At 35.7% G+C, this 24834-nt stretch carries 19 protein-coding genes, 1 tRNA gene and 2 pseudogenes; 9 read left to right on the top strand and 13 right to left on the bottom strand.

What is annotated here, in order from left to right; translation table 11 throughout:
• A pseudogene (locus ACFIQC_RS04300) lies at positions 1-222 on the top strand (hypothetical protein); the annotation flags it as partial.
• Between the two features lie 589 nt (positions 223-811).
• Here the strand turns inward: ACFIQC_RS04300 and ACFIQC_RS04305 are convergent.
• A tRNA-Met gene (locus tag ACFIQC_RS04305) sits at positions 812-888 on the bottom strand.
• A 164-nt stretch (positions 889-1052) separates the two neighbouring features.
• On the opposite strand from ACFIQC_RS04305, the gene ACFIQC_RS04310 reads away from it, so the two are divergent.
• Both ACFIQC_RS04310 and ACFIQC_RS04315 read left to right on the top strand, forming a co-directional pair.
• Positions 1053-2009, top strand: coding sequence for a Gfo/Idh/MocA family protein (locus ACFIQC_RS04310; RefSeq protein ID WP_375613400.1), 957 nt, complete (start codon positions 1053-1055; stop codon positions 2007-2009).
• 49 nt (positions 2010-2058) lie between these two features.
• Entirely contained in the window at positions 2059-3177 is a 1119-nt protein-coding gene (locus tag ACFIQC_RS04315; RefSeq protein WP_375611954.1) for a DegT/DnrJ/EryC1/StrS family aminotransferase, read from the top strand.
• A gap of 324 nt (positions 3178-3501) precedes the next feature.
• On the opposite strand, the gene ACFIQC_RS04320 is transcribed toward ACFIQC_RS04315, so the two are convergent.
• Genes ACFIQC_RS04320 through ACFIQC_RS04330 form a run of 3 tightly spaced genes read right to left on the bottom strand, consistent with a single transcriptional unit; the run spans position 3502 to position 4768 of the window.
• The gene (locus ACFIQC_RS04320) at positions 3502-3768 is read right to left on the bottom strand and encodes a hypothetical protein (protein ID WP_375611955.1); all 267 of its coding nucleotides are present in this window, start codon (positions 3766-3768) and stop codon (positions 3502-3504) included.
• Positions 3758-4144 carry a hypothetical protein gene (locus tag ACFIQC_RS04325; protein WP_375611956.1) on the bottom strand — a complete coding sequence of 129 codons (387 nt, stop codon included), beginning with the start codon at positions 4142-4144 and terminating at the stop codon, positions 3758-3760. Before ACFIQC_RS04325 ends, ACFIQC_RS04320 begins: the two co-directional genes overlap by 11 nt.
• A gap of 27 nt (positions 4145-4171) precedes the next feature.
• On the bottom strand, positions 4172-4768 hold the full coding sequence (locus ACFIQC_RS04330; protein WP_375613340.1) for a DUF1134 domain-containing protein: 597 nt from the start codon (positions 4766-4768) through the stop codon (positions 4172-4174).
• A 214-nt stretch (positions 4769-4982) separates the two neighbouring features.
• Between ACFIQC_RS04330 and chpT the strand changes: the two genes are divergently transcribed.
• Entirely contained in the window at positions 4983-5621 is a 639-nt protein-coding gene (gene chpT, locus ACFIQC_RS04335; protein WP_375632317.1) for a histidine phosphotransferase ChpT, read from the top strand.
• A gap of 223 nt (positions 5622-5844) precedes the next feature.
• On the opposite strand, the gene ctrA is transcribed toward chpT, so the two are convergent.
• Entirely contained in the window at positions 5845-6546 is a 702-nt protein-coding gene (gene ctrA / locus ACFIQC_RS04340) for a response regulator transcription factor CtrA (protein ID WP_273790819.1), read from the bottom strand.
• Positions 6547-7109: 563 nt separating this feature from the next.
• Between ctrA and ACFIQC_RS04345 the strand changes: the two genes are divergently transcribed.
• Positions 7110-7496, top strand: coding sequence for a flagellar export protein FliJ (locus tag ACFIQC_RS04345; RefSeq protein ID WP_375606932.1), 387 nt, complete (start codon positions 7110-7112; stop codon positions 7494-7496).
• 139 nt (positions 7497-7635) lie between these two features.
• On the opposite strand, the gene ACFIQC_RS04350 is transcribed toward ACFIQC_RS04345, so the two are convergent.
• Complete coding sequence (locus tag ACFIQC_RS04350; protein ID WP_273790817.1) at positions 7636-7911, bottom strand: DUF1153 domain-containing protein; 276 nt, start codon at positions 7909-7911, stop codon at positions 7636-7638.
• 390 nt (positions 7912-8301) lie between these two features.
• Between ACFIQC_RS04350 and mnmA the strand changes: the two genes are divergently transcribed.
• Positions 8302-9525, top strand: a complete 1224-nt coding sequence (gene mnmA / locus ACFIQC_RS04355; RefSeq protein ID WP_375621388.1) for a tRNA 2-thiouridine(34) synthase MnmA — start codon at positions 8302-8304, stop codon at positions 9523-9525.
• Between the two features lie 277 nt (positions 9526-9802).
• Here mnmA and ACFIQC_RS04360 read toward each other — a convergent pair.
• A pseudogene (locus ACFIQC_RS04360) lies at positions 9803-10612 on the bottom strand (TrmH family RNA methyltransferase).
• A 767-nt stretch (positions 10613-11379) separates the two neighbouring features.
• Here ACFIQC_RS04360 and ACFIQC_RS04365 point away from each other — a divergent pair.
• Positions 11380-12288: a cation diffusion facilitator family transporter gene (locus tag ACFIQC_RS04365; protein WP_375621387.1), complete on the top strand. Its 909-nt coding sequence runs from the start codon at positions 11380-11382 to the stop codon at positions 12286-12288.
• A 711-nt stretch (positions 12289-12999) separates the two neighbouring features.
• On the opposite strand, the gene ACFIQC_RS04370 is transcribed toward ACFIQC_RS04365, so the two are convergent.
• A complete protein-coding gene (locus ACFIQC_RS04370) occupies positions 13000-13839 on the bottom strand; it encodes a DUF1460 domain-containing protein (protein ID WP_375611962.1) in 840 nt (279 codons plus the stop codon).
• A 527-nt stretch (positions 13840-14366) separates the two neighbouring features.
• On the opposite strand from ACFIQC_RS04370, the gene ACFIQC_RS04375 reads away from it, so the two are divergent.
• Positions 14367-15587 (top strand): MFS transporter, encoded by a 1221-nt coding sequence (locus ACFIQC_RS04375; protein WP_375629975.1) that lies wholly within the window; start codon positions 14367-14369, stop codon positions 15585-15587.
• An 869-nt stretch (positions 15588-16456) separates the two neighbouring features.
• Here the strand turns inward: ACFIQC_RS04375 and carA are convergent.
• Positions 16457-17653 (bottom strand): glutamine-hydrolyzing carbamoyl-phosphate synthase small subunit, encoded by a 1197-nt coding sequence (gene carA / locus ACFIQC_RS04380; RefSeq protein WP_375706788.1) that lies wholly within the window; start codon positions 17651-17653, stop codon positions 16457-16459.
• Between the two features lie 234 nt (positions 17654-17887).
• On the opposite strand from carA, the gene ACFIQC_RS04385 reads away from it, so the two are divergent.
• Complete coding sequence (locus ACFIQC_RS04385) at positions 17888-18385, top strand: GatB/YqeY domain-containing protein (RefSeq protein WP_375706789.1); 498 nt, start codon at positions 17888-17890, stop codon at positions 18383-18385.
• A 676-nt stretch (positions 18386-19061) separates the two neighbouring features.
• Here the strand turns inward: ACFIQC_RS04385 and ubiC are convergent.
• The 4 genes from ubiC to ACFIQC_RS04405 all read right to left on the bottom strand — a co-directional run bounded on the left by ubiC (position 19062) and on the right by ACFIQC_RS04405 (position 24813).
• Positions 19062-19568 (bottom strand): chorismate lyase, encoded by a 507-nt coding sequence (gene ubiC / locus ACFIQC_RS04390; protein WP_375611966.1) that lies wholly within the window; start codon positions 19566-19568, stop codon positions 19062-19064.
• Positions 19569-20725: 1157 nt separating this feature from the next.
• Positions 20726-20977, bottom strand: coding sequence for a GlsB/YeaQ/YmgE family stress response membrane protein (locus ACFIQC_RS04395; protein WP_375611967.1), 252 nt, complete (start codon positions 20975-20977; stop codon positions 20726-20728).
• 857 nt (positions 20978-21834) lie between these two features.
• On the bottom strand, positions 21835-23526 hold the full coding sequence (locus tag ACFIQC_RS04400) for a Na/Pi cotransporter family protein (RefSeq protein ID WP_375621382.1): 1692 nt from the start codon (positions 23524-23526) through the stop codon (positions 21835-21837).
• 69 nt (positions 23527-23595) lie between these two features.
• On the bottom strand, positions 23596-24813 hold the full coding sequence (locus tag ACFIQC_RS04405) for a mechanosensitive ion channel family protein (RefSeq protein ID WP_375621381.1): 1218 nt from the start codon (positions 24811-24813) through the stop codon (positions 23596-23598).
• Positions 24814-24834: the final 21 nt, after the last annotated feature.

A 24834-nucleotide genomic window follows, 5' to 3' on the forward strand; every position in this document is an offset into this window, starting at 1 on the left:
TTGACCCTTGAGGGACGCCCTGAAATCATGGCGGATCAACCTCTCATCCTTCAAGGGTTTCGTGGGCAAATCAATGGGCCATGGAAAGCCGCAACCGTCACCCACCGCTATGAAAAACAAAGCGGATACACAACAGAAATCACACTCGAGGCACCAAACAAGGGAAAAGAGGCAGGAGAAAAGGAAAACTCTGAGAGACAGAAAATCAAAGGGACAACTTGACCCTTTGATCGGTGTTGAAGAGTATTGAGACCAAAATCAAAAGTTCGCATTTTGGTGTGGAGGTAAGGAATAGGTGCAACTTGCACCAATTGCTCAAAGAGCAATAGGATCAAGTTGATCCAATTGCATGAGTACAGCAATAGGGTAATGTTTACCCAATGTCTTAAAGGAGCAATGGTGCAAACATTGCACAATTGCATACTGAAGAGCAATTTGGTCAAGTTGACCGAATTCCTTAAACGCTTCCCTTTTTAATTAAACGCTTCCCTTTTTAATAATGTCCTGAATAATGTGCTTAGGATACAGAAAAATCATCAGTCAATTTATGCTAAAAGAGGTGAACACATCTTATATACGCTGCTTCTCAAATAATACGATTCCAACTCAATGATTGATCATCTCAAATTGCGATTTTGAGCAAAAAAGAAAAAGAGGCTTTAAATGATCTTTGAAAGGCCTTTGAAGACCCTTTGAGAACCCCTTAAAAACTCTTTGAAAAAAAATAAATTGGTACAAAACCTAGTGGCAAAATATACAAAACCTGCTGGCAAGCTACATACAGTAAGCTACACACACAATAAAAAAGTAATGGTAGCGGAGGAGGGATTTGAACCCCCGACACAAGGATTATGATTCCTCTGCTCTAACCTACTGAGCTACTCCGCCAAAATAAGCAATCATAATTGTCAATAATTACATCTTTTGCGGATATAAGGGGTAGAATAGTAAGATGTCAAGCATCGTTTTTAAGCTTTTCTCTTGTCATTCTATTTTATCCTCGATATGTAAAAGTGTAATTTTCATATGATAAAGTAAGGTAAGGCATGAAAATGGTGCCACGTGTAGCGGTTTTAGGATGCGGTCATTGGGGTGAAAATCATATACGGACACTCCACTCTCTCGGGGCTTTAGCAGCAGTTTCTGATATTGATAATGATCGTGCTGCTAGTTTTGCAACACTGTATGGTGTAGAGGTTGTTACACCAGATGATCTTTTTACTCATCGAGATATTGATGCGCTGGTATTAGCGTTGCCGCCACAATTGCATACGCAAAATGTGCTCCGTGCTGTTAAAAATGGTAAAGATGTTTTGGTGGAAAAACCAATAGCCTTGAATGTTTCTGATGCTAAACGCCAAGTTCAGGAGGCTGAGGCCTATGAGCGAGTTTTTATGGTGGGCCATATTTTGCGTTTTCATCCAGCTTTTGAAAAAATGTGTGAATTGGTGAAAAACGGAGATGTGGGAGATGTGCGATATATTTATTCTCATAGATTAGGCTTTGGAAAATTTCACACACACAGTGATGCTTTATGGGATCTTGCCCCTCATGATCTTTCAATGATTTTGGCGTTGACAGGATGTGAACCTTCCGAAATTCGCGGTGAGGGGGCTGCTGTCGTTGATCAGATTTCTGATTTTTCTCATATTCATATGATTTTTCCAAATGGTGTGCGTAGTCATCTTTTTACTTCACGCTTGAGTTCTTATCGTGAGAGGCGTTTAATTGTTGTTGGAACAAAGGCTATACTCGTTTTTGATGATATGGAACCGTGGAGTCGTAAATTGGCAATGCACCATTTTGCCGTTTGGAAAGAAAATCAAGAGTGGGCTTTTAGCATGGATGAGCTGAATTACATTGATGTTTGTGAAGATTTGCCGCTTACTTGCGAATTACGGCATTTCCTTCATTGTATTGAAACGCGTCAATCACCTCGTACAAATGGTGATGATGCTATTGCGGTTTTACGGATTTTAACAGCTGCTGATGTCAATTATAATAGATAAAAGAGATAGGTAGCGCTTTTGCATTCTTGTGATGATCAATGGAGTTAATATGCAATTCATCGACCTTGGGGCGCAGCGTGCGCGTATTGAAGATAAAATTAATTCTGCAATTGCGCATGTAGTCGCTAGTGGTAAGTATATTTTGGGGCCAAAAGTAACAGAATTTGAAGAGAAATTGGCAGAATATCTTGGCGTTAAACATGTGATTGCATGTGCTAATGGAACAGATGCTTTGAAGATGCCTCTTATGGCTAAAAATATTGGTCCAGGCGATGCTGTTTTTTGTCCTAGTTTTACATTTTCAGCAACGGCTGAAGTGGTTGCTTTGGTGGGGGCTAAACCTGTTTTTGTTGATGTTTTACCTGATACATTCAATATTGATGTTGAAAAACTTTCTCACGCTATCGAAATGGTAAAAAAAGAGGGACGTCTAAAGCCAAAAGCTATTATTGCCGTTGATTTATTTGGACTTTCTGCTGACTATGTGCAAATTGCTCAAGTGGCTGCAAAGGAAAATCTTTTTGTAATTGAAGATGCTGCTCAATCTATGGGGGGGAGAAGCGGTAATACTATGTGTGGTGCTTTTGGTGATGTGGCTGCTACAAGTTTTTATCCTGCAAAACCATTAGGATGTTATGGCGATGGAGGCGCTATGATGACCAATGATGATCATTTTGCAGAACTTTTACGCTCTATTTTGTTTCATGGTAAAGGTGAAACGCAATATGACAATGTACGTATTGGTATGAATTCGCGCCTAGATAGCATTCAGGCTGCAATTTTACTAGAAAAGTTTGCGATTTTTGAAGATGAAATGGAAAAGCGTGTGGAAATTGCTCAACGCTATTCCAATGGCTTAAGAGATATTGTTACAGTTCCAGAAATAGGAGAAAATATTCGTTCTGCTTATGCACAATATACGATTAAGGTAAAAGAACGGGATAAATTAAAAGATTTTTTACAAAAAAATTCTATCCCTACAATGATTTATTATAAAACTCCTTTACATCAACAGCCAGCTTATAAACACTTCCCTTATGTAAAAGATTCCCTTTCTGTTTCAGAGTCTTTAGGAGAGTGTGTTTTAAGTTTACCAATGCATCCTTACTTGACACAAACGGATCAGGATATGATTATCAAAAAAATAAGAGATTTTTATCACTCTTGAGAGCGTGTTTTTATCCTTAAAATTATGGTCAAAGCTCTATTGGTGATCCATCTTAGAAGGTATTTTTTGTTAGAGTGTGTGGCCAATATTTTGGTATTATTTCCTTTCTAGGACCTATGAAATGTTGTCCTTTAGAGCGGTGATATGATTAGAAAGTGAAGCTTCTAGACAAGAAGATATTTTTTAACAGAACGTTATGGGCTAAGAAACTTTGTCCTTTAGCTTAGCAAAAAAGTCACGTTTAGTAAAAAGGATTTGGGTTATGAAAGTTACAATGAACCTTTGTTGATTTTACTCTTCATTTAAGGTGTTTTAAAAGATAACTTATTTAACAGGGCTTTTGGAGAGAAAAGTTATTTTTTGGCGAATACGTGATGCTAGGTCATTTTTGCTTTTGGATTTTTGAATCAATGTGTTGATGGGTGATGTATTCCCCTCTTGTAGCGCTATTTGAGCTGCCAATGTTGCTGCAAGTTCTTTTGTTTCTTCTCGGAGTTCTTCTAGCAATTGGTGGTTAGCGGTCGTGTCCAGCTCATGAGTTTGGATTTTTTGTAAGCGTTGCTGATAGTGTGCGACTTTTTCACGCATCATTTGTCTTTCCTTTGGAAGTGTGTAGTGTGGCGATATTTTGTTTGATTGCTATCGCTTCTTTGGTGAGAGTATCTTTTGTGGGGAGGCATAGCCGATAAAATTGTTCTGTTACTTGGCTCAGTTGTATTTTTTGTTGGACATATTTTTTTTGCAAAAATTCGTACTTTTGTTGGTTGTTTGCTAATTCTACAGCATGTTGTGCACGAAGAAAATCGTGATTTGCTTCTATTTCCGCGAGTGATAATGGCATTTTCGCACAAACATCTTTATACGCAAAATGAACGGCTTTACGCCAAATAAAAGGAGATAAAAGCACCAGTAACCAGGAAGTGAAAGCAACTCCAAGTATAAAAAAAAGAAATGATTGAATAAGCATAATACCCCTTTTCAAATAAGAAACCGTTTAAAACGGATTCCATGTCGGTCTATGTGTTAATTTTAAATATCCTATATTGATACCAAGGCGTGCGCCGACTCCTGTACGTATTGGGATTAACAAGGTATTGTGGTATTTTAGGACATGAAAACCAACACCTGCAATTAAATAGGCCGAACCTGAAATACCACCATAGCGTCTCCATAAATTATTTATGCCATTAAGATTGTAAACTAAGATCATTAAACGGGAGCCTTGGCCGCCAAAATCCCATCCTACTGAGGGACCTTGCCAAAAAACTTTATGTTGACCATAGCTTTTGGTAAAAACCATTCCTTCGCCATAGGTTAATCCAGCAAAAAAGGCACCAGAAGCTTCTTCTCCTAAAATATAGGCATTGGGATAACCGTATTTTGAAAAAATATTTTGAATTGCAACAGCCAGACCACTGGCTGTTTTTCCAAAAAAAATATGACCAGAATCAATAATTTCTTGGAGTGAATAATGAGGTTCGTTTTGCTCTATTGGTTTTAGTCGAGCTTGTGTAGTGTTTATGGTGATGAATAAAAGGAAGATTAAAGATATAATATTTTTGTACCAGTATTTGAGCAGAGAGAGAGCCATGGAGTTTTCTCCTTTTATTAGTGATAAACAAAAAGATAATATTAGAATTTTCATTCTATTCAAATAAAAAATAAGATATAAGGTTATTTAAATTCTTGAATTTATTTCTGAATTTTTTAGCATGATTGTTAATGTTTCCTATTATGCATCAGATGTTAAGAGTTTTTCTTTAAAATAAAGTTTGTTTTTTTGAATCTAGGAGTTTTCAATCATTATGACGTTAGATATTTCTTTGAAGCCTATGGATCTTGCTGCTTTGCTTTGTAGTCGTATTTGCCATGATTTGATTTCACCTGTGGGGGCTATTCAAAATGCAATGGAGCTTTATGATGAAGGAGGAGCTGAAGAAGATGCTTTACAATTGGTGCGTTTATCCGTTGCGAGTGCTGCTGCACGTCTACAATTTGCGCGATTGGCTTTTGGTTTTGCTGGTGCAAGTGGAGGACAAATAGATACACGGACTGCAGAGCAGGTTGCTCAACAATATATGAAAGAAGAAAAAGCAACTTTAAAATGGCAAGCTTCTTCTTTATTGTTAGAAAAAGATGAAGTTAAACTTTTGCTTAATTTATTATTGATTGCAAACGCAACAGTTTCTCGTGGTGGTGAAATTGTTGTTATGATTTTGCAAGAAGAAAATAAACGTTCTTTTCGATTTGAGGTTTTCGGTAGAACTCTCCGTATACCCCCTCATTTTCTTGCGTTATTTCGTGGAGAAGTTCAAGAAGAGCTTATTGATGCACATGTCATCCAATTTTATTACACAATGTTACTTGCTCAGATGACAGAGATGAAAATAAATATTGATGAAAGTGATGGTTGTATTGTTTTAGAAAGTGTAAAAAAGCTTTGAATAAGAGAGAAGCGCTTAAGCTGTGTTGGGAAAAGTGGCTTCGATTGAACTTATGAGCGATAAGGTTATATGTGTAAATTGGGTGTGGTTACTTCTTAAGCTTTAAGCGCTTTCTATATGAGATTTTTAGTGTGCGAGTTCTCTACTTTTAACAGAGAAAAGATCTCGGGAAAAAATCTCGGCCCGCTACACTCCGAGATTTTACAATGTGCATGTTCACTGCTTAAGCGGTTTTTCGTACGTTCTCTTCAACTGGATCACGTAATACATAACCACGTCCCCAAACTGTATCAATGTAATTTACACTGGAAGAGACTGCTTCCAATTTTTTCCGCAATTTACAAATAAAAACATCGATAATCTTTAGTTCTGGTTCATCCATTCCACCATAGAGATGATTGAGAAACATTTCCTTGGTAAGGGTGGTACCTTTGCGTAAAGAGAGAAGCTCTAACATTTGGTATTCTTTACCGGTTAAGTGAACAGGGCGCCCTGCAACTTCGACAGTTTTTGTGTCAAGGTTAACGGTGAGATCTCCGGTAACAATAACCGATTGTGCATGTCCTTTTGAACGACGAACAACTGCATGGATACGTGCAATGAGCTCATCCTTATGAAAAGGCTTCGTCATATAGTCGTCTGCTCCAAAGCCAAAACCACGAACCTTGTCTTCAATGGCATTCATACCAGAAAGGATTAGGACAGGAGTTTTTATTTTTGCCAACCTTAGAGTCCGCAAGACATCATACCCTGACATGTCAGGCAAATTCAGATCAAGCAAAATGATATCATAATCATAGAGTTTTCCTAAATCGATACCTTCTTCACCCAGATCAGTGATATAAACATTAAAGTTAGCCGACTTTAACATCAACTCAATGCTTTGAGTAACTGCTCTATCATCTTCAATTAATAATACGCGCATTTTAGATCCCTCACTTTGCTCCTTCACGAATCATAAGGAGCATTTCTATTTTATATCAGTTAGCAAAACCACTGTTATAAAAACAATTCATTAAATCAAACACTTATAACAAAGCGTTTATGAACATTTCAGTAGTACGCGTAACAATCACTACTAAATTCCCCACTATCCATGATAGTGGTTAACAAAATATTTTTATTTTTGAAAGAGGCTACAAAATTATTTTAGAAAAATCCTATATTTTTTAACATAATAAAAAAGGAGGGCTTTTTCTATAAACTTTAACTTAAAAAAATTTGTAAAAGAGCTTTATAAATTACTTTTTTACAATTTCAGTGTTTATTTACTGAGCTTTAAACCTCTTCAGTTTATAATGGGGGAAAAGTTAAAGAAATAGTTATTGCTCTTTAAAGCAGATTGTATTTTCAGATGCTTTAATGCAAGGCAAAAATTATTATAATTTCAAGTTAATAGACTGTTTTTGTCGGATAGATATATAACTAAGAGATATTTATTGGGTGTGAATGCGAGTTTTGAGTTGGCGCAATCAAGGAGTAGTGAGTATGAAGCCACGAGAAAATATGGTGCGATTGAGGATGTTTCAAGTGCGTGGAAAGCGCCGTGAAATTGCACAGCTTGAGATGATGATCGCAGAATTTGAACGAATGGTGTTAGAGTTGGAAGCACAGATTACTCATGAAGAACGTAAATCTGGAAACAATGATGTTCACCATTTTGCTTATTCTGCTTTTGCGCGTGCAGCGCGGCAAAGACGTGATAATCTGATCAATTCAATTCGTGATTTAGAACTTCAAAAAACAAATGCTGAAATTGCTCTCCATGAAGCTAATACAGAGCTGCAACGTGCACAGCTTTTGGAAGCACGAGAAAAGAAGATTGCTGCGGATGATAAGGATATTTTGATTCAATCTAATTCAATGGTTGGCTAATTTAATGGCTGGATGATAAAAGCAATTATTGAAAAATCCATTCTTTCAGGTTTATCTTTTGGATATAGTATAAAACAGCCAAACTTTTATCAAGTTTGGCTGTTTTATAGATTGCTTTATGTTATTAATCAATGGCAACTTAATGCCTGTAGTGTTGAATCTTGGTCGTTCGTAATCCCGCTAAACCGTGTTCATCGATTAAACTTTGCCATGAAAGAAATTCTTCTACAGTCAAAGTATAACGGTGGCACGCTTCGTCAAGACTTAACAATCCACCTCTGACAGCCGCAACAACTTCAGCTTTGCGACGAATCACCCAGCGCCGTGTTGTTTGCGGCGGTAGGTCGGCAATTGTAAGCGGACTTCCATCTGGCCCAATAACATATTTCATTTGTGTTTTTATCAAGTTGCTCATTCGTATCCTCTACCTTTAGTCAAGGACTTGATTCGTTTATAGAGCATGAAATTTAAAAAAGAGCTAAAAGCGCTGAAAGAAAAAATTAATAAAGTGATTGGGTATGTAAAAAGAAGCTCAAGTTGAAGTGTGTAGAAGAGATTCTTGCAATATTTTACCGGATTTTTCAAAAGAGAAAAAAGGTTTTCTCCTAAACGATTACCATTATGCCTTATTTCCATCATTCTTTTTTTGTTTGCAGCAGCTTTTAAGAAAGTAATGCCTATGGTTGTGGAAAGGATAAAAAAATAATATAAAGACAATCAATCGCGTAAAAGTGCTAAAGAGCGTGCATCAGAATGTCAACATATGGCTAGCCATTAAACAGAGCATTAAATAGAGAATGAATACATGTTTTTAAACAGTCTTGATTTACCAGGACAACCTGAGGATTCTCGCATTGTTGTTGCAATGTCGGGGGGGGTTGATTCATCGGTTGTTGCAGGTCTTTTGAAAAAGGAAGGGTATAATGTTATTGGCATTACGTTGCAGCTTTATGATCATGGGGAAGCAACGCATCGGGTGGGGGCGTGTTGTGCAGGACAAGATATTGAGGATGCACGCCGCGTTGCAGAAACATTAGGAATACCGCATTATGTTCTTGATTATGAAAAGCGCTTTCGCGAAGCTGTTATTGATCCTTTTGCAGAAAGTTATGCTCATGGAGAGACCCCAGTACCATGTATTGCATGTAATCAAACGGTTAAGTTTGCTGATTTATTAGCAACCGCACGCGAATTGGGGGCGGATGCTTTGGCTACGGGACATTATATTCGTTCGCGTTCCAACGGAGCGCATCGAGCACTCTTTCGTCCTCTCGATAATGATCGTGATCAGAGTTATTTTCTCTTTGCAACGACACAAGAACAGATTGATTATTTGCGTTTTCCACTTGGTGACCTTCCAAAAGCCCGCGTTCGTGAAATGGCAGCAGAAATGGGCTTTGTGGTTGCCAATAAGCATGATAGTCAGGATATTTGTTTTGTTCCACAAGGAAAATATTCAGATGTTATCGCAAAACTGCGTCCAGAAGCAGCTAATCCTGGCGTTATTGTCCATATTGATGGAAAGATTTTAGGTAAACATTCGGGAATTGTTAATTATACGGTTGGTCAACGTCGTGGTATTGGGGTGTCAACGGGTGAAGCGCTTTATGTAGTTTATCTCGATGTGGAAAATGCACGTGTTATTGTTGGACCGCGTGAAATGTTAGAAACGCATAAGCTTTTTTTACGTGATGTGAATTGGCTTGGTGATGAGTCGTTAGATAATTTCCCTTCTCAAGGTATTGAGGTGGCTGTAAAGGTGCGTTCAACGCGTCCTCCTCACCTTGCGCGCTTACATTATAAAGAAGGTATTTTTTCTGTTGATTTATTGGAATGTGAAAATGGTGTGGCACCAGGGCAAGCTTGCGTTCTTTATGATGGAAATGGTCATGAGGCGCGTATTCTTGGGGGAGGATTTGTAACACATTCAGAACGTGCAGCTGATACTGAAATGATGTTGAAGCGCGTTTTATGCAATCTCGAAACAAAAGATCCTGTTTCCTCAGAACTAAAAACAACAGCTTTATAAAGCATAGTAGATTGATTTATAATGATATTTTTTAATCTTAAACTTGAATGAGAGACTTCCGGAAGATTTTCTCATTGAAAGTTTGTTTTATGATTGAATCCATCAAAATTATATCTTCTGCACGTCATAAGCGGGGTTAGGGTGTGGAAAGTGATGAAAAAAATGTAAAAATGTTTTTTATCAATGCTTTCAAAGGCTAGGGAACGGCAATATTATTGGAGACTGGTAGATAACATACAACATTAGGTATGTTCTATAACTTGAAGTGTTATCATCTTTAGTGGTCAAAGTTGGTAAAATGAGCAAGTGCAATACCTGAGGCTGTGGCAACATTAAGGCTGTCAAAACCGTCAGTCATGGGAATACGTAAGGTGTTTGATTGTTTTAGTATGTGGAGTGGTAAGCCATCGCCTTCTGTTCCAAAAATAAGTGCTATTCTTTTGCTTTTGTTGGCTTGTTTGAGAGTGTGTGAGGCAGAAGGGGAGAGTGCATAAAGATGAAAGTTTTCATCGTTTAGAGCAGCTATAATGTCATCTATATCAGCGTTTTACGTATAGGGTACTTTTAAAGCAGCGCCGGCAGAAACTCTTATTGATTTGCGATAAAGTGGATCGCATGAGGTTTTGTCGACAATAATGCCATTACTGGCAAAGGCTGCTGCATTACGAAAAATTGATCCCATATTATCGTGATTTGAGATACCACATAAAACAAGAATCAAAGCTTTTTCTGGAAGATATTGTAAAAAACTTTGTAAGGATGGCAGTATTTTGCGTTTACCAATACCCAGAACACCACGATGAACATGGAAGCCGGTGATATTATCCATAACTTTTTGTGGAACGCAATAAATGGGACATAGGGGCTGTGTTTTTTCTAAAAGCGGTAGAAGTCCAGAGAGACGGTTTGCTACGATGAGCAGTGAGATGGCAGAAAACTCTTTCGAATGTAGTAATGCGGACAATGTTACTTTGCCTTCAGCAATAAATTGATGTTGCCGTCCAACAAGATCTTTTTCACGGATATTATGATAGGCTTTTAGGCGTGGATCATCTGTTTCATTGATTGTTATGATATTCAAATGCATGCGAGATTTTTAGTGCTTTTTTCTTATGATTTCCAGATGTTAGAATTTGTTTTATTTAAAAAGAAGAGATAAAAAAATATTTTTTAAAACTTATGGTAGAATTTGTATTGACAATATGCAACCATAGGTATAATGTAAAAATACTGATACGGAATCATATATTTTTTCTCGTATCGGGTGCAGTGTCTTGGGTCCCCGCTATTTCCCAAGTTCTGTATGCCCTTAGTTTTTAAGGGAAAAGAATCTGGGTCCCCAATGCCCAGATTCTTTTTTTTTGAGGGTAATCATTGTTCTTCTTTTTATATCTAAATTTTTCAGTAAATCATATTTTAAAATCCTGTTGACCTGTAAAGTTACCGTAGAGTGCTAAGATATTTTTTCTAAGGTGCAAAGATGGCTTATAGATGGGTTATAATGCACATCATAAGACTGAAAAATAATGCATGATCATGATAGATTTGAGCAAAAACAAGTTTTTCGTTTATGAGAAGTGAGATGGCTTTAAGTTATTCAGAAAACGATTAATAATGAAGGTTATGTGTTTGATTGCTCTTGGGAAAGCTCTTTTTTCTATTATTTTCTCTCTTCTTTATTTATTGGTGCTGTTCGTGTAACTGAGCAGTTTTTACGATAATAATGGTGAGCTGAGGCGTTTATTGTATGATGAAGCTTCTGTAATATTGAGGAAAGATCGTCGTTATGCCAAAAGTATAATGATATGGTTGAAAATATTAATTCCCTATTTCGTGAAGAAAAGGATGAGGTTCATGGATGTAAAAATCAATATACAAAGCTTAACTTTATACTCTATTTTTATTGCGTGTATTGTTTTTGCTTTGAAATATTGGGCATATCACATCACAGATTCGGTTGCACTTTATTCTGATGCATTGGAATCAATCGTTAATATTCTTGCGTCATTGGCAGCATGGTGGGCTGTTAAAGTGAGTATGAAGCCAGCAGATCATGATCATCCCTTTGGGCATCATAAAGCGGAATATTTTTCCGCAATTCTTGAAGGGGTACTCATTATTATTGCGGCAATTGTTATTTTAAGAGAAGCATGGATAGCTCTTTCTACCGTTAAATTGTTGCAGAAACCTGGAATATGGCTTGTTATTCATCTTATTGCAACTGTCATAAACTGTATGTGGGGAATGGTTCTTATTGGGCAGGGAAAACTCCATCGCTCACCGGCTCTTAAAGCTGATGGAGTACATTTTATAACTGATGTTTTTACGTCGCTTGCAATTTTAATTGGTTTGATTGCCGGTTTTGTCGGAGGATGGGGAGCTTTAGATCCAATTTTAGCGATAATCGTTGCCGTTAATATTCTCTTACAGGGCTGGAAGGTGATTAGAAATGCTGTTCAGGGATTAATGGATGTTGGCGTTGAATTGAATGAAAGCATGCGGATTCGTGAGCTGATTTCTGCAAATGCATCGGGTGCGCTTGAGGTCCATGATTTGCGGACGCGTGTTGCTGGGAGGGTTACTTTTATAGAGTTTCATTTGGTTGTGCCTGCTATAATGCAGGTAGGAGAAGCACATAAAATTTGTGATAAAATCGAAGCTGTTCTTCAAAAAGAATTTGATAATGTGCGTATTTCTATTCATGTCGAGCCTGAAGATGAGGCAAAATTGCCTCCTGGTACAACGGTGATCCCTTTTATATAAAAAGATTTTTTCAAATGGGTTGTCATGTTACGAACATTAATTTTTTACGGTGTGGCAACTCATATCTCTTGAAAATACGATGATGCTCTTTTGTTGATTGTATTTTTGCATCAATAAAGGGGAAGATTAAACAGAGTCTCTTAAGGCAAGATTTATTTCGTACACTGTCATTTAGGGTGTGGTGAGATAAGACCTATAAAATTTGATCTCTTAAGTATTTTTTGAGTGCGCGGTCAATGCCGAGCAGTAAGGCTTGCTGGTGGCGTTTAATTGAATTACATGAAATGGTTATCCGCTGAAATTGGCTTAAGAAGATGTATTGTTTACGTGGCTGTCAAGAATAGATCTCTTGTTTTTGAGGGCGAGAGGAAATAGAGCTTAATTATAAATTTTATATAAAATACTTTGTGAGACAATAATCATAACATACCTTATTTTACTTATGCTTGCAAAAAAAATATTTTTATATTCATAAAGATTAGAATGGCGGTGGTCTATAGATAATTCTTAGCTCGAGCATATGAAAAGAAAGTATGATACAAGAAATAACAGAGTTTTGTTTGCCTTCAGCCTTCAGTCAGTAAAGGTAATTATAACCGCCATTCTTCAAATATGATTTTATCCGTGTAGATTATACAAAGTTAGACGTTTATCTGAATAGCTTCAGTATATCTATTAAGAATAGAAAAGCTATTTCATATCGCTATGATGTTATTCAAGGGCTCTTAAAACGACGATTCCTGGTGTTTTTGCAACATAATCCATAAAAGGGGTATCGACGACTTTTTCATTTTCTTTGTGTGAAGGAGCATGTCGTAACATCGGCCCTTTATCTGTCATGATAAAGAAACTCACATGTGTTACATCCAATCCAGCAAGTTTTGCATAAATACCAATGAAATCCCCTGATTTTAAACGGCTTATAACCTCTTCATTAATAAAGTTACTTGGAATATACGTTATTGTGCGTTTCACAACTGGAAGTCCAGGAAGATAGCTTTCACCATCAGCTTTTTTGTTGAGATATTTTTCTATTTTTACCGCATGGGGACTTATTTCAGCGGTAATATCAGTGGCGAGTTTATATTCTCTATAAGCCCAATCCGTAAAAAAATGTTTCCGATTTAAAAAATCAACATTACCGTTAATATAACGCGTTTTTATGACGTTATTTATGAATTCTGTTTGGGATGTTGATTTGCGCAATGCTTCAACATAATCCATACAAGTGAAGTTATCTAAGCTTCTAAAATCAATAATCAGTTTTTCTGGTGTATTTTCTGAGCCATGTAACATATTAGCTTTGTAAGGTGTTCCTAAAAAAGCTTCAGAAAGAAAGTCAATCACGGCTCCTTTTTCGTGATCATTTATTTCTGAACGCTTTTTGAGAAGAGCATTTAATTTATTTAAAGTATAGGGATCTAGCTCTACGCTGGTTGTTTGTTGTGTTTCTATTTTATTTTCTATCCCCCCCTCTTGTGAATAAGAATTTTGGACATCACGTCCTATCACTAGCATTAAAGTGAGAATTAATAGGGATATTTTTTGCATTTTACACACCATTTTTAAATTTAACAATTCACGGACAACACGTACTAAAAGAACTGTTTTCTCATGCTTATTAGATTTTAATGTATTAATAACATATAATATTGATTGATTCAATAAATATAATCAGTTTTTACAGTATTAATATATTTTACGATGATTATTAAATATTTAAATTATTATATGGCATTGATTTATCTAATAGAGTTGATGTTTTAAAAATTAGCAGTATGATAAGTTGTAATAATGTATTATAAAATTATTTTGACATTATATGTCTTACGAGTAATTGTTTAATGATTTATTCTCATAAGTATTTTTTTAAATTAATATAAAATATATTTTTTATATTTTGATAATGATATATCAAGTAAAAAATAATTTTATATTTTTATCTTGACTCTTTTTGTAATTTTTAATTTTTTATTATTTCATATATGAAAATTATACAGCATAGAATACTTTTAAAAGGAAAAGGGAGTTAAAAGAGAGCGGGGGAGTCATTGTATGCGTAAAATAGTGTGTATGTTATGCAAGACCAAATGCTCAATCCGAAATTTGTTCAGCGTGGGCTCATTTTAGTGTTCATCACTTTATTGTTAGATATTCTTTGTATTGCGATCATTTGTCCTGTTTTGCCTGAATATTTTTCTCAATTAACTGGAAAAGAGGTCAGTACATCTTTTGTAGAAAGAGGAAAATTACTTGCAGCTTATTCAGTGATGCAGTTTTTGTTTGCTCCTGTTATTGGCAATCTCTCTGATCGTTATGGTCGTCGTCCTATTTTGCTTCTCTCTATTATTTGCTTTGCTCTTGATAATCTCATATGTGCTATAGCATGGAGCTATTCTATGTTATTTATCGGGCGTCTTTTGTCAGGGATAAGTGGCGCTAGTTTTGCAACTTGTACAGCTTATCTTGCGGATATATCTGATGATAAAACCCGTACACGCAATTTTGGTCTGTTAGGCATTGCATCCGCATTGGGGGTTATTTTAGGATCGTTTATTGGTGGTTTTTTAGGTCAGTTTGGTCCGCGTATTCCGTTTTATTTTGCTGTTGGTGTTTCACTCATTAATTTTATTTTTTCTTGGGTTATGCTTCCAGAAACCCTTTCTTTATGGAATAGGCGCTTTTTTGATATTAAGCGGGCAAATCCCTTAGGTGCTTTTTGGCATCTGAAACAATACCCGATGGTTCTTTGGGTGTTATTGGTCTTTTTTCTTTATTGGTTTGCGGAATCTGTATGGTTAAGCATTTGGGCTTTCATTGCAAAAGAACGCTATGATTGGAGTTCTTTTTCTATTGGACTCTCCTATAGTGTTTTTGGGATAGGCCAATTTATTGTAGTCGCTCTCATTTTGCCTTATTTTTCTAAACGATGGAGTGATTGGCATATTGTTATAGTAGGGCTTTTGTTTGCCTCTGTTGCTATGCTGGGTTATACATTTGCGACGCAGGGGTGGATGGTTTATATGGTTTGTGTGTGTACTATGCTTGAGTATCTTGTTCATGCACCTATACGTGCTATTGCTTCAGCGCAGGTACCGACAAATGTACAAGGAGAACTGCAAGGAGCGATGACATCTGTTATTTCGTTGAGTTTAACATTTGGTTCTGTTTTTTATGTGTTTCTTTTTGAATGTTTTACAGATAAAAATGCACTGTTTTATTTTTCTGGAGCTCCTTTTGTTGGAGGCTTTTTTCTTCTTGTTGTTGCGACAGTTATTTTTGTCTTGCGGGTACGTTAATTTGTTGAGAGGGGCTGGTACGTACTATTTTGCTAGAGAATGCACAAGATAAACAAAATGTATCATTTTATAGGCAGAAAGTTTTTTGTGATATTTGTTTCACAAAGTGTTGTATAGAATATCGATATATCCTTCTCATTTAGTGAAAATAATTTTTTTATTTTGTGATATTGTTTGTATAGGGGAGACTGTATTTTTTCTATTGCTTGCAAATTAATATCCAGTGCTAATGTAGCAGCATATTGAAAAAAAAGATTAAAACGTATCTGAGTTAGATGTATCAGTATTGTATGAACAATTCCAAATTTTATATGGCAAATTGGAAGTAAAATATTGCTTATATTTGTTGGCATCATTTCTGGAATCGAAAGAAAACCTCATTTTGGAAGAATATAAAGTTGTAAAATTGAAAAGATGTTTTCTGTTTTGCGATTACTTTTTTATTCGACTTTACAGTTTTCAAAACCATCTACGGCAATATCTTTTAAAAAGTAGAGATTTGTTGCACTGTCTTACACTTTAATTTTTTTATTCTTTAGGAGGGATTATGTTTCTCATGCACAATAGAATGCTTAAAATTATATTGTGAATCAAATGCTTATTTGAATATTAGGCACTTTACTCTTTTTAAAAATGGTTTTTATCGACCCACTTATCTTGCTTGGGGGGAGAAGCCAATGATTTTGATGGATACGACCTTAAGAGGAGAGGAATGAGAAAAATTTAAGCTATTCAGAGCGCTCTTTTTAGTTTCAGAATGATCAATAAGAATATTTATTCAATAAGTTGTAGGTATAAAAATAATATAATTGTGCGTAGGAAGATGATATAATTTAAAGGAGAGAAGCTAAAAGGTGAGGCTTTTTATTTTAAGATATTTTTTTATAATTCATAATGAGATCACTAAAATGCTGAAAGAGGTAGTGGCTATCTTGTGGTCCCGGAGAAGCTTCAGGGTGATATTGAACAGAAAAAACAGGTTTTCCAATGATTCGAATACCACAGTTTGAGCCATCAAAGAGAGAAATATGTGTTTCTTGAACATGTTGTGGTAAAGAGGAAGAATCTACGGCAAAACCGTGATTCATCGATACAATCTCAACTTTTCCAGTGTTAAGGTCTTTAACTGGGTGGTTGGCACCATGATGTCCTTGGTGCATTTTCACGGTCTTTGCACCAACCGTAAGAGCGAGAAGTTGATGACCAAGACATATTCCAAAAATTGGTAAATTATGATCAATTAATGTTTTGATTGTTGGAATGGCATATTGAGCCGTAGCTGCGGGGTCTCCTGGTCCATTAGAAAGAAAAACGCCATCAGGGTTCATTGCCAGAATTTCTTTTGCAGTTGTGTGAGCAGGCACAACAGTAATGCGGGCTTTTTGTGTTGCCATAAGGCGAAGAATATTACGTTTAATACCGTAGTCAATTGCAATGATATGAAGATTGTGCACATTGTTTGTACCGTATCCTTTATTCCAACTCCATGGTTTTTCATCCCATTGCATTGATGATTGAGATGTCACATCTTTCGTAAGGTCAAGATTGACAAGACCTTGCCATTTTTGCGCACGTTTCTTTAAAGAAGGAATATCAAAATTTCCATTAGCATCATGTGCAATGACAGCATTTTGTGCACCTTTTTCACGAATAAGAATTGTGAGTGCACGTGTATCAATACCACAAAGTGCAATAATTTTACGCGTTTTAAGCCATTGATTAAGATTTTCATTGGATCGATAATTTGAGGGATGTGTAATGTCTGCCTTGAAAATAGCGCCAACAGCACCATGACAATTGAGAGGAGAGAGATCTTCAATATCTTCGCTATTTGCCCCTACATTTCCTATATGAGGAAAAGTAAAATTAACGATTTGTTGTGTGTATGACGGGTCTGTGAGGATTTCTTCATAGCCTGTGATGGCGGTGTTAAAACACACTTCAGCTTCAGCTATACCTGTAGCACCTGCTCCTTTGCCTTCAATAACGGTTCCATCTGCTAAGACTAAGAGGGCTGTCGGTTTTTTGATACTCCAAGGGTGGCTGGGTGAAGTCGCTTGTATCATAGTATGTATCCACAATTTATTCTAAAGGTATGATGGCTTATTCTCTGAAAGGTATAATGATCAACTTTACACAAAAATCATACCTTTAACAGATGCTGTGTATATTATTCTGGTAACGTTTCGCTTGAAGTAGGCAGTATAAGTACATTCCATGAAGAGGTAAAGTCTTGTTTTAGCTTTTCGAAGATCGAGTCCTTAATTATTTTTTATTCTCCATTGCAAGATGGATAAAGATTGGTTAAAAGGCATCTTCTTCTTGAACAAAAATTGGATAAATTTATGTTGCGTAACCAGATTGATGGGGCTCTTAGGGCTGCTTTGAAAGCGCAAGATAGTGCGCGTCTTGCTACACTTCGTTTAATGAATGCTGCAGTTAGGGATCGTGATATTCTTTATTATGGTGAAGGGAAGCTAGAAGTGGATGATCAGCAGATACAGTCTGTTTTCACTAAAATGCTTCAACAGCGTGAAGAATTGATGCGAGCCTATAAAGAGTCTGGTTGCTTGGAATTGGCAGAGAGAGGACAAGCAGAAATAGAAGTTATTCGTGAATTTCTTCCCTATCAACTTAAGGAGATGGAAGTAGAACAGGTTCTTTGTGAAGCTTTGGCACAAACAAAGGCAGAAAAATTACGCGATATCGGTAAGGTGATGGCATGGCTTAAGGAACGGTATGCGGGGCAAATGAATTTTTCTAAAGTGTGCAATAGTCTTCGTAAGAAATTGCAATAGATCTTGTTAATTCAAGGGGATTGGAAAATATTTTTTATTGTGCGTCGCTTTTGTAAGTCAGTAGGATGTTGATAAATGTCATTTATCTTGTACATACATACTATTATCAAAAAAATAACTTTTTGATATCAACTAAACTTTTTCGGCTCTTATAGAGCAATGAAATATCTTTTATGTATTATATTTTCTGTTCTTCAAAGCTGTTAGACCATTAAAAAACAAAAAGATTATAGAGTTTTTACTTTTTTAAAAAGATCTATTGTCAGCACTGTTAAAAATTTTAAAACAGAATGATTAAGCTAATTGATACAGATTTCCAATTTTGGGGAGTGTATTATTGTTTTTTTTGCTGTTTCAAAGCATTTGTTTGATAAAGAGTTACCGTATTTTAGAGTAGTGATTATTCAGCAAAAAATTTAAACGTAGATGGTTTTACCAATATGGTGTGTATCTTTTTAATTCAAGTGCTGATTTTAATGATAAGAAAATCAGAACTTGAAAACGTTTTTTCTAGGGGAGACATTTTTAAGCTGAGTTTATGAAATAAAAAGATCTTTTGAAAAGAAGTCTTTGTTTGTAATGTGTTCTTGAGATGATTTTGAAATTCTTTTCTTTGATTAAATCCCTTATAAGCTATATGAAATCTATAAGTTATGCAGAATAAAATGAGTAACCTCTATTTGTGGGGATACAGTGGTGAATCTGTTAAAAATAGTTCAGTTAGCAACAATGGCTTACCCGTTAACCGCAAACGGGAACGGCGTGCCCATAGCGCACCTTGTTGACCAATATGAATGTAATCGCGGGTTAATTTGTCATTGTTAAATAAATAATGTCCTAAAGGTACAGTTCCCAAATGCATCAAGGCTTGATTGTGTAGGAGGGTTTCTTGTGGAATTACAGTGCGTCCAAGGAGCCAAGGTTTATTATCTCCCATTAATATGACTTCGCGTAGCCAATAACGCGCATTTTCGGGGAGATGCTCTGCTTCTTCTGTTAATTTATCTCGCGTAATAAAACATTCGCGTTGTGGTTGAACTTGGAGGCAGGTACAATATTTCTTTAATCGAAGCGTCATTGAGCCCGATTCCATGAGCCAATCGCGAACATTTTCTGGTATTGGAGGATTTTGATCAGAAAACCACTTTAGAGGTGGTAAGATGGAATCTTCAAGATCAGACATCGCTTTACTCCACAGCTAAAGTCTTATTCCATATGTTATGTTGGGTTAAATAGATAGCTCTATTGTAATACAAGGAGTATAAAAGCAGCAAGATTTTAACAGGAAGATATCAAAGGGAAAATCGAAAGCAAAGGTCTTTAAAAGAAGATATGCAGGAAGTATATATTATAGGATTTTTTCATTTAAAAAAGCAAAATAAAGTATTATGTTTTGTTCAAAGCGCTTTCACAATGCATTACGGAAATTTCTTTATCGCATGAGAGCAATGGGAAAAATGTTTCGTGCTTTAAAATTCGTTTGTAACGCATATAAAGAAGAGCTAAAAATTCATCTATGCAAGATGATATAAAGAGGAAATTTTAAGAGGAACAAAACTTTATTTTATACTTTAGAAAGTGAAGAGATATTCAAATCTTTTGAATTGAGATGTAAAGGAGATCGTATTCTTTATAATAAAGAAGTTTATATTAATGCATATATTTTTGCAAACTCTAAAATATATTATATTATTAAAATTTTGAAATATTACATCACATAATGTGTATTAATTTTATAATAAATTTGCATTAATATTATTAATTTTTACTTATATATTTTTATTATTAAAAATAATTTAAAAAAACACATTATAATTTAATTTTTATATTTATTTTAGATACTATTTTCTTTCATAGATTAGAAAAAAATATTTATCATTTTATTCTTGCCGTCTCTCTTTATTTCTTAAGAATGTAAAAAAGCGCTTCGAGTTTTTCGGTAAAAAGGGTATTGTTGATAGAGTGTATAGGTGTTAAGCATTATACGGTAAAATCTTTAATCATCGTTAGTGATTTTTGTAACCTTATGAATTGTTATTACAGTGAGATATGCTGGATTTGCGCATGTGGTACAAAAATCAGTTCGTATTTTGTTAAAATAACGCAACATATCTCTCCTCTGATATGCGTAAGTTTATATAGGTATGAAATGGTGCGTTATAAAGTTCTTTACTGCATTTGGTTTTATAATACGGTGATGGTGTATGCCTAAAATCACAGCTTAAGCATCTCACCATCATATCAAAATTGGTAACAACAAGTTACAGGGGAATATTTTAAACTCTGCTCGTTGTTTCCTAGTTTTGTATTGAATCCCAAAAGGTATAAAAAATAAATACTCTATGATCGAATTTTTTGTCCTATCCATATAAGAATACAGGCTCCTATAAAACCTGAAATAAGATAGCCAAGCCAACCAGCAAAACTTACACCTAAAAGACTAAAAAGAAAGCTTGCTAGCGCAGCGCCAATAATCCCTAAGATAATATTTAACAATATTCCTGTTTGGCTTTTCATAATATACTGTGCTGCCCAACCTGCAATTCCGCCGATAATAATAGCAGCAATCCAACCGATGTTTGCATTTTCCATGATACCCTCCTTTGCCTGAATTTAAATTGTAACTAGAGTAAACTTTGTAAAAATCAAGGTTTATTCCTTTTTTAACCAGTGGAAAGGATATTTCTTTTAGATATTTTACTTATTACTTTCCTTTATATAAAAATAACATTCACATTTATATCATAATAATACTTAATAAGTATAAATATACAACATATTTTAATTTATAAATAAATTAATTAATTGATAAATATGAATAAAAGAAGAAAATATTAGTAGAAATGTTCTAAGAACTCATAAAGTGTATTTATAAGCTTTTTAAATCTCTCTCTTAAATTAAAAAAACAATTGTGATTAAAGCAATAAGTAAAATGGATATTTAAAAGTTTGGAGCTTGCCAATTGATATCAATGATGTTTGAAATGAAAACTGTTTCGTTGATACGTTATAGCATGGCTGTATAGGTTGAACCTCTACCAATCTTGATATAAATGTTGCATTTTTGTGGGGTTTTGTATTTCTTATAGAGTATTTCTGTTTCGCTGCTACTGTGAAGCGGTTCCCTTTTTACAAGGCGGGTTTAGGTTGGAACTATCATACTCTTGACCTACTCTTTATGTGTTTAACAGTCTTGGCTTTGAGATGGTTAGGCATTTTTACATCTTTCTTCAAGAGTTCTATTCTACATGCTGCTTTGTTTGTAATGTGCAAGCAAATGACTTTGAGCAAATCATCATGAATAGATTTTAAATGAAAGAAACTTACGATGAAGAAAGCTCATTTAAATTGTCGAATAATAAGACATTATTGATTAGATCAATATCTTGACCATATTCAAAATTGAATAATCGATGTGATGTGTGTTTTATTCAAGTTATTTGAAAAGTTTAAGTTTTTTCTGCTTGTTCTTCAGCAGGGTTGCGTAGACGAGAACTTTGAAGAAGTCCCTGTTCTTCTAAAATGGGGTAGATCATTGAGGTCAAAAGAGAGTTGATTTGTTTAAGGTCGCGCACAGTGTCGAGATGAAGACTGGATGATTCTACATTTTTGAGATCCCCTTCACGCAGACGTTTAAAATGTTTTAAACTCATCTCTTTTTCTAAGTTTCGTAGCTGATCTTTTTTTTGTACCAATAGGTGTGCAGTGTGTGTATCACGTGAGACGAGAACGTTAAATGCTATATGCGCGTTGGCTAGTACAATGGCGTGGAAACGAAGGAGGTCATTCCAGCCCTCGCTGCTGAACTGTAAACCTTTTTGTTGTTTCTTTTTAACCAGCATCAACATATTATGAATAATGATATCCCCTGCTTGGTCTAATTTTATACAGGCGCCTAGAAGTTCTTGCGTTTGAAGAGCTTCTTCGTCAGATAATTTTTGTCCCGCTAATCGGGCAAGATAAAGTTTGATGGCGATATGTTTTTTGTCCAATATGGTGTTGAGTTGGTTGAGTTCACGAATAATATTGGGATCAGGCTTTTCATAAAGTCCCATAATTTTTTCTAGCATGATGTCTACAAGATCACAAATATGAATGACTTCACGCATGACATTCGAGAGGGCGAGAGTTGGGCGATCAAGAACACTGTCATCAAGAGCTGTTTGATCGGATAAATTGAGTGTTTTGTCGGCTTGCATTTTTTTTGCACTTATATTCACGATCTGAGTGGTTAATTTTAAAACCCATTTTGAAAGAGGTATTCCAGCAAGGAGAATGAAAACATTAAAAATGATATGGGCGTTGATCACTTGAGTAGGGGCGTTATTGCCAAGCCATGTGATGGGAGGGTGAAAGGAGAGAAATAAGATAAGTATAAGGATTGACCCTGCCCCACGCATGAGTAAATTTCCTAAGGGAACGAGGCGGGTATTAGGAGAGGCGTTGCGCGTTAAAAGTGGTGCTATAAGAGAAGAGCCAAAGTTGACACCAAGAACCATGACAACACAGAGTTGCGTATGGATAAGATCGTAGTTGGCAAAATTGACCAGCAAAATGATTCCTGCAATGGATGAATGTAAGAGGTAGGTTAAGCCAGCAGCCAACAAAAAAGTGGAAATAGGATCGGTTGAAAGATAACGAATGATGCTAGGTAAAATTTCGCTTTCACGTAAAGGTTCTGTCGCGGTACTTATCATCTCTAAAGATAAAATCAAAAGACCAATACCGATGACAATACGTCCTATTTGACGCCATTCACGTTTTTCTGTTGTCATGAAGATACAAGTGCCAATTAAAAGACACAAGGGTACAACAAGAGTGAGGTCATAGGTGAGAATTTTTACAACGATTGCTGATCCTAATTCTCCTCCACGTACAGCCATAAGTCCTGCTACTCCAGAGACAAAACCAGATTCAACGAAAGAGCCAACGAGGAGTGTTATTGCTGTAGAGCTTTGTAAAATCATTGCTGTAAAAAGCCCAAAACTTACGGCAAACAATGGTTTTGAAACGACGTGGCACATTTTATATTTAAGTCTGTCACCATAGGCGCGTTCAACTCCTGTGCGCACCATGCGTGTGGCCCAGAGAAGTAAAGAAATAGCGCCGGCAAGATGAAGGAGTACCAATGAACCATTCATGATACTTTATTCTTTCTTTGTTGTTGTGAATGTGGTTGCCTCAAATTAATAAATTGAAGTTTATTGTTTTTATTTCACTTTTGCTTTTAATACTTGATTAAAATCATAACCGCTTGGATTTTGAAAAACCTTTAGACCGAAACAGGGTAGAATGGAATAAAGGTGATCAAAGATATCACCTTGAATTTGTTCATAGTCGATCCAAACGGTGGTGTTCGTAAAGCAATAGATTTCTAAGGGTAAACCATTTTCTGTAGGAGGTAATTGTCGTGCCATATAGGTCATATTAGGGTTGATGTTTAGATGCTGTTGTAGATAAGCAAAAACATAAGCACGAAAAGTTCCAATGTTGGTTAAACGGCGCGTATTGGCTAAGACATCATGATTTTTATCTAATTGAGCGTTCCATTGTTCGATTTCTGCTACTTTTTGCGTGAAATAATTTTCTAATAAATTAAATCGGGAAAGATATTTTTGCTCTTCTTTTGTGAGAAAATGGATACTTGATTGATCAATAAAAAGGGAGCGTTTGATGCGTCTTCCACCCGATTCTTGCATTCCACGCCAATTTTTAAAAGGGTCGGTCACAAGTTTACGGATAGGAACTGAGGTGATGGTGTTGTCGAAATTTTGAACTTTAACAGTATGCAAGGCAATTTCAATAACATCACCATCGGCACCGAGATTGGGGATTTCAATCCAATCACCAACGCGAACCATATCAGTAGATGAAATTTGAATACCGGCAACGAGAGAGAGAAGCGTATCTTGAAAAATTAACATGAGAACCGCGGCCATTGCACCAAGACCAGAGAAGAGAATAAGAGGGGAGCGGTCAATCAATGTAGCGACCATTAAAATTGTTGCAACAGCAAAAAGTGCAATTTTAGCAATTTGAATATAACCTTTTATTGGTTTTAGTCGTGCTGTTGGTCGTTGTTCGTAAAGGATGTTAATGACATTGAGACAGGAAGAAATTGTCAGGACGACAAAGAAGATAATGAAGGCGTTGGCAACATTACTGATGACAGTGCTAAATGCATCGGGCAATGTTGAGATAAAATTAACACCAATTGAAAGAATAAAAGCTGAAATGATATCCGCTATGTATTGAATAGCATTATTAATATCGATCGTTGTATTTTGGGGGAGAAAAGAAGAGAGTTTTTTTGCTCCGTGAATAAGTAATTTTCGTCCTAGAAAGTTCACTAAAAGGGCAGCTATGGTAAGAATAACAAGCCAAGAAATAGCCTCTAACCAAGGATATTGAGCAATAAATTCGATCACTTTTTATTCTCCATTTCTAAA

Origin of the sequence: Bartonella sp. AA126HLJHH, assembly GCF_042197425.1 — a bacterium.
GTDB lineage: Bacteria > Pseudomonadota > Alphaproteobacteria > Rhizobiales > Rhizobiaceae > Bartonella.